Source organism: Tahibacter sp., assembly GCF_035481375.1.
GTDB lineage: Bacteria > Pseudomonadota > Gammaproteobacteria > Xanthomonadales > Rhodanobacteraceae > Tahibacter.
On record NZ_DATIGT010000248.1, the window covers coordinates 1 to 10,991 of the forward strand.

General features: G+C 67.4%; 10 protein-coding genes. 5 read left to right on the top strand and 5 right to left on the bottom strand.

The window, feature by feature from the left end:
* On the top strand, window positions 1–597 hold a 597-nt coding region (locus VLF18_RS16305), incomplete at its 5' end, for a pre-peptidase C-terminal domain-containing protein (RefSeq protein ID WP_325280685.1).
* Window positions 598–643: 46 nt separating this feature from the next.
* Here the strand turns inward: VLF18_RS16305 and VLF18_RS16310 are convergent.
* Window positions 644–1,120, bottom strand: a complete 477-nt coding sequence (locus VLF18_RS16310; RefSeq protein WP_325280686.1) for a hypothetical protein — start codon at window positions 1,118–1,120, stop codon at window positions 644–646.
* A 292-nt stretch (window positions 1,121–1,412) separates the two neighbouring features.
* On the opposite strand from VLF18_RS16310, the gene VLF18_RS16315 reads away from it, so the two are divergent.
* Entirely contained in the window at window positions 1,413–2,261 is an 849-nt protein-coding gene (locus tag VLF18_RS16315; RefSeq protein ID WP_325280687.1) for a carbonic anhydrase family protein, read from the top strand.
* A gap of 51 nt (window positions 2,262–2,312) precedes the next feature.
* Here the strand turns inward: VLF18_RS16315 and VLF18_RS16320 are convergent, their stop codons facing one another.
* The 4 genes from VLF18_RS16320 to VLF18_RS16335 all read right to left on the bottom strand — a co-directional run bounded on the left by VLF18_RS16320 (window position 2,313) and on the right by VLF18_RS16335 (window position 8,866).
* The gene (locus VLF18_RS16320) at window positions 2,313–2,729 is read right to left on the bottom strand and encodes a VOC family protein (protein ID WP_325280688.1); all 417 of its coding nucleotides are present in this window, start codon (window positions 2,727–2,729) and stop codon (window positions 2,313–2,315) included.
* Window positions 2,730–2,731: 2 nt separating this feature from the next.
* On the bottom strand, window positions 2,732–6,859 hold the full coding sequence (locus VLF18_RS16325) for a Calx-beta domain-containing protein (protein ID WP_325280689.1): 4,128 nt from the start codon (window positions 6,857–6,859) through the stop codon (window positions 2,732–2,734).
* A 472-nt stretch (window positions 6,860–7,331) separates the two neighbouring features.
* Window positions 7,332–8,186 carry a hypothetical protein gene (locus tag VLF18_RS16330; protein WP_325280690.1) on the bottom strand — a complete coding sequence of 285 codons (855 nt, stop codon included), beginning with the start codon at window positions 8,184–8,186 and terminating at the stop codon, window positions 7,332–7,334.
* A gap of 224 nt (window positions 8,187–8,410) precedes the next feature.
* Window positions 8,411–8,866 carry a DUF3592 domain-containing protein gene (locus VLF18_RS16335; protein WP_325280691.1) on the bottom strand — a complete coding sequence of 152 codons (456 nt, stop codon included), beginning with the start codon at window positions 8,864–8,866 and terminating at the stop codon, window positions 8,411–8,413.
* 146 nt (window positions 8,867–9,012) lie between these two features.
* Here VLF18_RS16335 and VLF18_RS16340 point away from each other — a divergent pair, with 146 nt between their 5' ends.
* The 3 genes from VLF18_RS16340 to VLF18_RS16350 all read left to right on the top strand — a co-directional run bounded on the left by VLF18_RS16340 (window position 9,013) and on the right by VLF18_RS16350 (window position 10,927).
* Window positions 9,013–9,468: an alkaline phosphatase PhoX gene (locus VLF18_RS16340; protein WP_325280692.1), complete on the top strand. Its 456-nt coding sequence runs from the start codon at window positions 9,013–9,015 to the stop codon at window positions 9,466–9,468.
* Window positions 9,417–9,917 carry an alkaline phosphatase PhoX gene (locus tag VLF18_RS16345; protein WP_325280694.1) on the top strand — a complete coding sequence of 167 codons (501 nt, stop codon included), beginning with the start codon at window positions 9,417–9,419 and terminating at the stop codon, window positions 9,915–9,917. The genes VLF18_RS16340 and VLF18_RS16345 overlap by 52 nt, the downstream gene beginning before the upstream one ends.
* Window positions 9,918–10,060: 143 nt before the next feature.
* The gene (locus VLF18_RS16350; RefSeq protein WP_325280693.1) at window positions 10,061–10,927 is read left to right on the top strand and encodes a hypothetical protein; all 867 of its coding nucleotides are present in this window, start codon (window positions 10,061–10,063) and stop codon (window positions 10,925–10,927) included.
* Window positions 10,928–10,991 lie beyond the last annotated feature (64 nt).

Consider the following 10,991-nt stretch of genomic DNA (forward strand, 5'->3'; position numbering starts at 1 on the left):
ACGCCGCTGACGAACGGCGTCGCCGTGACCGCGAGCGGCGCGGCCGGCAGCGCGCGCACGTACTACATCGACGTGCCGAGCGGCGCGACGAACCTCGTCATCGCCACGGGCGGCGGCAGCGGCGATGTGGACCTGTATACGCGCTTCGGCACGCCGCCGACGACCGCCGTCTACGACTGCCGCCCGTATACCAGTACCAGCAACGAAACGTGCACCGTCGCCGCGCCGGCCGCCGGCCGCTATCACGTGCTGCTGCAGGGCTATTCGGCCTATTCCGGCGTGTCGCTGCGCGCGAGCTTCGGCGTGCCCGACACGACGACGATCGATCTGACCGCGCCCGTCGGCGGCGAAGTCTGGACACGCGGCAGCACGCGCTCGATCCGCTGGACCGCGACGAACTCGCAGCACGTCGACGTCGCGCTCTACAACGGCACGACCTTCGTGCAATGGCTGACCTGGCACGTGGTCTCGTCGACCGGCTCGTACAACTGGACGATTCCGTCGACGCTCGCGACCGGCAGCGACTATCGGATCTCCGTCATCGACTACGACCGGCGCACGATCAGCGATACGAGTGGGGCGTTTACGGTCAATTAGCCGCGTTGGCGGCAGCGAGGAGAGGCGATGGCCTCTCCTCGTTCGCTCACCGGTACAGCCGTTGCACCTGAAACACGCCGAGCACCGCAAATACCGCGAATGCGATCCCGACGAGCATGAACAGCTTCGGATCTTCCGGCCCGGTCAGCAGCGGGTTGCCGGCCGGAACGCGCGTCAGCGTCTCGTTGAATCCCGGGATGAAATGGAAGAACACCGTCGTCGTGAAGCCGAGTGCCGCGAGCGTGCGGCGCAGGCGGTTCGCGCCGGCGCTGCGCTGGATCTGCCAGGATGCGAGCAGTACGACCAGCGTCACGATGCCCAGCGCATGGGCCTGGCTGAAACCGCCGTGGCGCACGATGAAGAAGCCGGTCACGCAGCTCGCGATCGTGAACAGCACGTAGACCCTGCCGAGCGTCGTGTCGGCGCGCAGTTCGCACCGGCGGAGCAGGGCATAGAGCCCGGCGGACAACGAGACGAGACTGATGAGCGTGTGGAACATGCCGAACGGCGTGATACCGAGCATGGCGTCGACTCGTGCAGGTGTGGAAATGTTCCGCGGTGCCCGCGGGGCGGCGGGATGGGTGGAGCGGTGCGCTAAAAATGATACGACAGGCAGGCATCGCCAGCATGCGTTTCCGACGACTGACGCTCGCTGCATCGGCAGCGTGGTTTGTCTCGCGAGACAAATCGGGCGTGCGCAAAAACCTCGGCTCCAGCGCATAGCGCAGGCGCGAACGCCGGTCTATCACGCCGCTTGAGCGGCCGACAAAGTGCTGCTAGTGTAAAAGTCCACCGCATGTTCCCAGGGGATGGACATGGTCAGGGGCCACGCCGTTCTGCCGCATCGCCGCGTTCGCGCCCGCTTCGTCTCGACGCATCCGACGAGTTGGCTCGAGCCGCTCGCGCTCGCCGTTGCGCTGCTCGGATTTTCAGGCTGCGCACACGTGCCGCCCGCTGCGTCCGTGACGCAGTGGACGTATCCCGAAGGACCCGGCTGGGGATCGGCCTGCGAAGCGCCGCCTCCGCCGCAGCAGTCGCCGATCACGTTCGTCGGTGTCGCGACGACACCATGGACGACGTCGACCGTCGTGCCGCAGGCCACGTTCGATCCGCACGACCAGAACGTCGTGTTCACGGCGTCGCCCGGGCCGTCCGTTGCGATGACGCCGGGGATCGGCGATTCGGCGAAACCCTATGTCTACACGGTCGCCGGATTTCATTTTCATCATCGCAACGAGCACGTCGTCGACGGTACTCCGGTCTTCGAGATCCATATCAAGACGACGGATCAATATGGCGGCACGGCGGTATTCGGCGCGCTCTGGAAAATCGACGACGGCGTGGCGGACGATCCCACGCTCGTTGCCGCGTATCGCTCGCTGAGCGCGCCGCCGGGGTCGGTGGAAGCCGTCGACCTGGGCAGCGTGCTCTGGCGGTTCGGCCATGAGTCGTTCTACAGCTACGTGGGTTCGCTGACGACTCCGCCGTGTACGGGCAACATCCGCTGGTTCGTGCTGCAGGCGCCGATCCGGACGCCCTCGGGCATCGTGAACCGGCTGCGAGCGGCGCTCCGGAGCAACGGCATGCCGGAGAACAACGTGCGCGGCGTCAAGCCGCTCGCTCAGCCCGCGCCGACGATCTATCGGGTGACGCCGAAGCAGTGAGTTGCTGCCTTCGCCGAAACGATCACGTCGACGCCGGGATTCGCCTTCGGCTTACAACCTGGTGCTGGACGCCCCCGCCACGTTCGCGCGAATCTGCACGACGTTGCCTTCGGGATCGACGCCGTCGCAGATGCGGTAGCCGCGCCATTCCCACTCGCGTTCGGCGGGCTCGATCTGGCCGCCGTGGGCGCATGCGGCCGCGCGGGCGGCGGCGAGATCGGCGACCGGAAAGATCAGTTTGACGCTCGCGTCTTCGCGCGGCCGCGGCGGGACGGCGATATCGATCTGCGCGGCGATCGCCGGCGGTATCGCGTGCACGACGAGTTCCGTCGCCGCGCTGCCGAGCACGACGAAACCGTCGTCCTGCTGCTCGACGGCCAGCGCCATCGTCTCGCGATAGAACGCGGCGACGCGTTCCACATCTTTCGCGAAGACGACGGCGCCGCTTTTCGGCGGCGCCGTCGTCATCGTCAATCGACCTCGAAGGACTGCAGCGACACCGGCGTAGTCGTCGATGCGGTCGCCGAGTCGTTGCCGGGCGTCGGATCGGGCGTTGCCGACGTGACGCTCGCCGTGTCGACGATCATCGTCGGCGGCAGGCCGGTGTCGATCGTGACGGTCAGGCTGAAGGTCGCGTTGCCGCCGGGCGGCACGCTCGCGATCGAACAGCTGACCGTGCCGGTCGCGCCGACGGCCGGCGTCGTGCAGCTCCAGCCGACCGGCGAGGACAGCGACGTGAATGTCGTGCCGGCCGGGATCGCGTTGGTCAGGGACACGGTGCTTGCCGTGCTCGGACCGGCGTTGCCCACGACGATGGTGTAGGTGATCGGCTGGCCGTTGATCGCGGACGTCGTCGACGGCGTGTTCGTCACACCCAGGTCGGCCGACGCGCCGACGGTCGCATTCGCGGTCGCGCTGTCGTTCGCGCTGTTCGGGTCGGTGGTTGCCGACGCGATGGTCGCGGTGTCGCTGAGCGTGCCCGGCGCAAACGACGGATCGATCGCGAGAACCAGCGTGAACGAGCTGGATTGCGGTGTCAGGCTCGGGATCGTGCAGTTGACCGTGCCGGCCGCGCCGACCGCCGGCGTGGTACAGCTCCAGCCCGCCGACGAGGACAGCGACACGAACGTCGTGCCGGCCGGAAGCGCGTTCGTCAGCGAAACCGATGCGGCGGCGCTCGGGCCCACGTTCGACGCCATGATCTGGAAGGTCGCGTTCTGGCCCGCGTTGACGGTCGGGGTCAGGGACAGATTCGTCACGACGAGATCGGCCGACGCCGATACGGTCGTCGTCGCTGTTGCGCTGTTGTTCGACGGATCCGGATCGGTCGTCGCTGACGAGACCGTCGCCGTGTTCGACAGCACCGTGCCCTCGGCGACGGCAGGATCGACGGTCACATTCAGCGAGAACTGCGCGGTGCCGACCGCAGCGGTCGGATTCGTGCAGGACACCGTGCCGGCCGCGCCGATGGGCGGCGTCGTGCAGCTCCAGCCTGGCGGCGCCGTCGCGGAGAGGAAGGTCGTGCCGGCCGGCAGCGTGTCGCTCCACGATGCGGCATTGGCGGCGTCCGGGCCATTGTTGTTGACGAAAATCGTATACGAGAGCGCGGTTCCGGCAATGACCGGGTCCGCGTCGTCGGTCTTGGTGATCGCGAGGTCGGCCTGGGCGAAACCGGCGACGGTGAAGTACGCGATCAGCGGATCATGGTCGGAAACGCGCAGTGCCGAAGTCGCCGCGCTGCGCGCAGATTCCGGCCAGTCGGCGCCGACGCGCGCATGCTCGATGCGCCGCGCCGTCGTGTCGGTCACGACGCCGGCCGCGACGAGCGCGTGGTCGATGTTCTGCGCGTTGCCGTCCTCGACGTAGGAATAGCGCTGTGGTGCCGGCGGCGTGTTGACGAGGTTGGTCAGGTCGGGATTGAGCTGGTCGATGCCGTCGCCGGTGTTCGGCGCGATCGGACACGTTGCGCAGACGACGGTTTCGTTGTCGGGCGACGGGGTGCCCATGATCGTGCCGAGCGTGTTCGCATAGCCGTCGTTGAACTCGAACGCGTTCATGTCGCCGATCACGACGAGATGCTCGCCGGGCGCCGCGGTCAGGCGACCCTGCAGGTACTGCGCGAGGAAGTCGGCCTGGATCTGGCGCTTGCGGCGCACGCGGTCGCCGCCGGTCGTCGGACCCGCGGCGGCGATGTCCTCGATGCCGAGCAGCGAACGCAGATGGTTGTTCACGACGACGACCGGGAACGAGACCGTCGGCGAACGATTGACGACGGCGTCGAGCACGAGCGGCGGGCGATCGTTGAGCTGGGCGCTCGTGCCCGTGGAGGGGTCGATCCAGGTCGCGGCCAGACCGATCTGTGTGACTGAATTCACCGTCACACGCGGCGTCGTGCCGCCGACGGTCGCGGTCTTCACGAGATAGCCGACATCGATGCCGCCGACGTCGTTGCCTTCGGCAAGATAGGCGACGTACATCGGGTCGGGCTGCATCGCGGCGATCGCATCGGCGCTGATCTGCGCGGCGAGGGCCTGCAATGTCGAGAGATTCTCGACCTCCTGCACGCCGACGATGTCGGGGTTCAGCAGGTGATTGCGGATCGCGAGCGATGCCTTCTGCAGGCGGTTCGCGAATGCCGTCGCCGTGAGCGCTACATCGTTCGTGAGCGGATCGTCGGCGGTGTCGTAGAAGCGCTGCAGGTTGTACGACGCGATCGTGAATTCGGTGGACGACGCCTGCGTGACGATGGTCGGTGGGGTTGCCGGCGTGACGGCCGGCGTGCCGGCCGTGCCGTCGGGATAGATCGCATAGGCGCGGAAGCCGTAGTCGAGCGGACCGGTGAGGTTGGCGACGACGTCGCCGCTCGCGACATCGAGCAGCGGCTGCGCGTTGATCGTCGCGCTCTCGACGCGCAGGCGCTCGGGGTTCGCGTCCCAGCGCGGAATCGGCGGAATCGAGCCGGTCGGCGGCGGGTTCGGCGCTTCGATGCCGGGCTCGCGGAACGGGCGCGGCACGCCGGTGACGACGGCGTGGAAGCGGCCGTTGTTCGTCGCGGTCGCATTGGCTTCGCTGAGGCTGCCCTGGCTCGGCCCGACGACGGTCATCGACGCGGCGGACACGCGCATGCCTTCGACGCGTTCGAGCTGGTCGTGCGGACCGGCCGGATCCGGGAAGGTCGGCGTCAGCGCAACGGGCGCCGGCAACGTCTGGCCGGGCGGCGAAACCTGTACGACGCTCGGCGAAGTCAGTTCGGTGACCGGCGGCTGCAGCGGATCGGCCGGCGGTACGAATTCGGTGACGGTGCCGGTGACCTGCACCAGCGCCGTGAACGCGGCGGCGGCCGGCGGCGCGCTGCTCGTGAACACGAAGATGCCTTCCGACGTCGCCGGATCGGCGTCGACCTCGGCGTCTTCGTCCTGCACGAAGAAGCCGTTCGACTTCACGCCGGTCACGACGCCGCGCACGGTCACGCTGCTGCCGACGATCGGCGAACTTGCGCCCGGACCCTGGATGTCGTGGATCGGCGTGATCGTGACGTCATCGTTGTTGATCGTGCCGAGGCCCTGCGTGTCGCCGGCCGTCGCGCCCGAGAGGTTCGTGACGTTGACGAAGAAGGTCTCGTTCGCCTCGGCCGTGGTGTCGCCGTTCACGGGCACGTTGAAGGCGTAGGTCGAGCTGCCCGCGGGAATCGTCTGGCCGGTCAGCGAAACGGCGGTGAAGTCGGACGGCGCAGTCGCGGTGTCGTTCGCGGTAGCGATGTCGAACGTGACGCCGCCGGGGCCCGCCGGTGCCGTCAGCGACACCGTGAATGTAAAGGTCGTCGTGCCGGCGTCGCCTTCGGCAAGCGTGATGTCGTTGACGTTCAGGGCCGGCGCTGGCGGTCCGCCCTGCGGCGTCAGCGAAAAGTCGTCGACGGCGAGCCCGTCGTCCGCGCCGCTCGCGTCGATGTCGGTCCAGCGGATCCAGAACGTCGCGCCGTTCGCGATGCCCAGCGACGGAATCGTCGACGACAGTGCGGTGCGGTTGCCGGCTGCGTTGCCGTCTTTCGCACCGGCGGTCGCCGTGTTCGGCGTGACGAAGTTCAGCGCCGTGACAGCGGTCCACGTGCCGGTCGTCAGATTCGTCGCGTCGGTGCTGTATTCGAAATTGAGCTGGTCGGTGCGGGTGATCGTGCCGAGGCGCCATTGCTCGCCGGTGAAGGCCAGAGCGAGACTCGAGATCGTGGCGCCGGTGTTGTTCGTGAAGCACGCGCCGAAGTTCGGAATCAGCGTGCCGCTGCGCAGGCCGGCGAGCGCGCGCTCGGTCGAGCCCGCGGCGCCGTAGCTGTAGGTGTCGCCGGTCGTGCTGCCGCCGGTATCCACCGCGTACTGGTCGTTGTCGCGCGCGCCGCCGCCGGTCTCGGTCATGAACCAGCCCGTGATCGTCAGGTTGTTCGTCGTCGATCCGGCTGTGTTGGACAGGGTGTCGAAGTTCTGCGTCGAGGCCGACCCCAACGTTGTGAGGCTGACGCATTGCGCCTGGGCGGCGCCGACGCCGATCAACAGCGAGACAGCTACGAATCCGGCGCGCAACGTGCGCAGGAAGGCGTGACGCGGCATGATTTACCCCCAGTGGAAAATTCGGTCGCGTGTGTTGGCGAGCGACTATAGCCTGCGTCGACGACGGCGACGAGACGCCCCAGGCAAGCGGGCGCGTCGGTCTGGACCGGCGAAAGTCCGCCCGACTGGATCCGGTTCCGCGCCGCCGTACAGCCTGAGCTGCCTGTTCTCCGGCCGAACCGAGGCAGGCAGCGACCGATGATCACCGTAATCTGGGATACCTGGATCAACGCCGGGCACGAAGCCCGCGGCCTCGAACTGACGCGCCGCCTCTGGAGCGACATGCAGGCCTTCGACGGCTACGTGTCGCACCAGTTGCTCTACGACGTCGATGCGCCCGGTCACGTCATCGCGCTCGGCGTCTGGCGCATGCGCGAACATGCCGATCGCGTGCGCGATCTTTATAAGGAGTCCGCCGTGATCGCCGAACTGCTGCGTTCTCCGTGTCCGCCGCCTGACCTCCGCACGATCGTCAGTTGCCGCTCGTGCCTGAACCCGACGACGGCGGCGCATAAGCCGCCGACCAGACATTGCCGCTGCCCGCATCGCAGGATGCGCCGGCCTGGCCGACCTGGAACGGCCCGCTGTAGATCGGGCAGCGGCAGGTCGCAAAGCCGGTCGGTTTGCCTTTCGCATCGCGCTCGAAGGTGCACGACGCGGTCATGCAGCCCGCATAGGGCGCGGCGGTCGCGGTGCAGTCGGTCTGCTGGATGCCGTAGCTCTTGACGCGCGCGAAGCTGAAGGTCGAGACGAGTTCGGCGTCGGGCGCCATCGGCGCCTTGCCGTCCGCGTCGGCCTGCAGGTAGCTGCAGACCGGCGCGGTCGGCAGTGCGGGCGGCGTGACGCCGAGCACCTCGGCTGCCTTGCCGGGCAGTTCGTCGGTAACGAGGTTGCGGCACTTCGCGCCGTCGAGACCGCAGACGCGGATGGTCTCGATATAGGCTTCGGTGTTGCGGATCGAATGGATGTCGACGTACGACGTGCCGGATTCCGCGTAGCAGCGGCAGTCGGCGATGCCCGGATCGGATTCCGAGACGTTGCAGGGCAGCGCGGGCAGGGCGCCGATGCCGCGCTTCTTTTTCGGCGGCGCGTCGGGTCCGGAGTAGTAGCACAGCGCATAGGACGCCGACGAACACGCGAGGAAATTCGTCGGCGACAGCACGACGTTCGCGGCCGCCGGGCCGTATTGCGTGGTCCAGAACGCGTTCGGCACGTAGGGCGCGGGGCAGTCCTGCGTGCAGGTCGCGGGATCCTGCGCCGAGGCAAGACCGCACAGCAGCAGGATAGGCGCACACAGCCTCAGCAGACGACGAACTCCAGCGTTCATGGCTTCATTCTCCGCGGGTCGGTGTCGGTGTGGCAGAGTCTGGTGGATTCTGCGGAATATACAAAGGAATTCTGGGGGAGTGGCGCGGCGGGCGGTCTGCGTTGGGGCAGGAAATAGAGGGCAGGAGTGAGAAAATCGAGAAAACGGAGCGCGGTGCGCTCATGCGCGTTTCTCACTCCTCTTCACGCTTTTTCGCCGCTTCCACCTACACCACCGCACTCGAATCAACGCGCGCGTCGCGCCGAACGCCTCGAACGCGCCGGCATCACCAGGCCGACCACGCCGAACACCAGACCGGCACAGCCGACGGCGACGAGCAGCCAACTGCTGCCTTCGTCCTCGTCGCCGACGATGCGATTGACCTCGGGGCGGCCGGCCAGATAGCGCAGCTGCACGGGCTGCCCCGCGCGGAACGCATCCAGCGTCCGGTCGGAGAGCGTGCCGCGTGTCAGCACGCGGTTCCCGTCGGGCGCGGTGAAGGCGATGTCGGCGCGATAGGTGATGCGCGTGCCGCTCTGCTTGATCTTCTTAGGACTTCCGATCGCCGTGACCGGCGCGAGCTGGCCGTTTGCTTCGACCGACCGGCTTTCGCTGTAGAGCACCGCGGACCAGCCCAGCGCGGCGACGCCGATCAGCAGGGCCAGCAGCGGCAGCGCGAGGCGGCGTATCGCGGTGGCCATGGGGATCCGGGCGTGGCGGCAGGTAGCCGGAGTCTAGCAGCGGATGTTGCGGGCGCGTCTCGAGTCGTCGGCGGATTCCGTGTCGTATCCGGTGCGAGGTCCGTCGCTTGCGCGGCACGATGGAGTGAACCGCAGCCTCCCGTCGCATGGTGCCGGCGCTGCCCGTCGACGCTGACGGATCCGGCAGCTGGCTCGCGCTGGATCTGACGAATGCGCGCATCGCATCGTCGACCGCATTCAAATTTGCATCGGTCGCCGATGTCGTGGCGAATGCGCGTCTGGCGGCGGATGCCGTCGGTGCGACGCGCATGGACCGGCCGGTGTGGTGCACTGTCAATCCGCGGAACGCAGACGTGTATTTCTCGCTGACCAACAACAAGAACCAGGCGTTGGGAGTGACGGCGTGGCCGAAGCTCGCGCCCGATGCGGCGAATCCGCGCGCTTATGCGGACGACAAGAACGGTGCGAGGCAGTCGGGTAACGTCAACGGACATATCGTCCGCACGTCGGACGCCGATCCGGGGGATCGTCATTTCGCTGGGATGTCTATCTGTTCGCCGCCGAAGCCGGCGCTGGTGCCGACGTCAATCTTTCGCAGTTGACCGGTGACAACGATCTTTCCAGCCCGGACGGGCTAGGGTTCTCGGCGGCAACCGGACTACTGTGGATACAGACGGACGATTCGGCATATTCGGACGTGACGAACTGCAGGATGCTCGCCGCGATGCCGGGCGAGGTCGGCGATGGCGGCCCGACCACCGTGAAGAACTCGCTTTCCGGAAACTCAGTCGATGCACTGATGCAGAAGGGTAAAAATCCTACTGTGGAAACGCTGCGGCGCTTTCTCGTCGGCCCGGCCGACGGCGAGTTGACGGGTATGGCCGAGACGCCGGATGGCAAGGCCCTGTTCGTCAACGTGCAGCATCCCGGAGACTCGACGAAGAGTGTTGCCGGAACGTTCACGAGCAACTGGCCAGGCGGCGGAACGTCCCGCCCACGCTCGGCAACCATCGTCATCACGCGCAAGGACGGCGGGCCCATCGGCGTGTAGCCGAACCGTGAATCGCGCTGCGGCCCCGCGGTCTCCGGTTCGCCTCGGCGACCAGGCCGCAGGTCACAATGACTTCCGTCACTACTAGTGTTGTATATCACTACTACACTAAAGCTCCCCGCAGAGAGGAGCGCTGTATGAAGATGAAGCTGTTGTCCCTGACCTTGCTGGCGGCCGGCATCATCGGCCCGGTTTCGGTCGTGTCGGCCCAGGAGATCGCCGCGACGCCGGTCCGCGCCGCGAGCGTGAGCGCGCCGGATCCGGCCATTGAAATCAAGCGACTGGGCAATCTTTTCCGGGCCGGCGACCTGGCTGCGCTGGCACAGGCGATGACCCCGCCGTCCCAGTGGGAAGCGGCCCGGACCGCGTTCGAGCGCAAGCGCAACGAGCCGACGAGCGAGCACGAGCGCGCGCGCTTCGCCGCGAAGATGCAGGAGCTGACCGCGCCCGACGCGGTCGACCGGATGATGTCCAAGCTCGAGCCGGAGCTGGTCAAGGCGCGCCAGCAGATGCCGGCCCTGCTGCTGATGGCCTTCGGCGCGATGCAGTTCGCGGTCAATTCGACCGAGACGAAGCTGACCGATGCCCAGCGCGATGCGCTGCGTCAGGCGATTCCGGGCATCCAGGACTGGGCCACGACGACGGATTTCCTGAGCACGGACACGCTGCGCCGCTCGCTGACCTTGCTGACCGATGCGGCGCGCCGCACCGGCATCACCGACATCGACCAGCTCAAGGCGCTGCCGCTGGAAGGCGTGCTGGAACGGGTGAACCCGGTCCTGGCCGCGGCCAAGGAGGCGGTGCGCAACTACGGCATCGATCTGGACGCCGTCGCGGACTCGCTGAAGGTCGATGTGATCGAACGCCGCCAGGACACGGCGCGCGTGCGCACGACGGTCACCGTGTTCGGCGCGCCGGTCTGGGCCGAGCACGAACTCGTGCTCGTCGAAGGCCATTGGTACGGCAAGCACGTGCAGATGGAACTCGACGACGTCGAACTCGAAGGTTGAGGACGCGGGGCGACGAGAGGCGCCCCGACCGCAGGATGCGGACCGCGGCGTTGCGCCTTCAGGG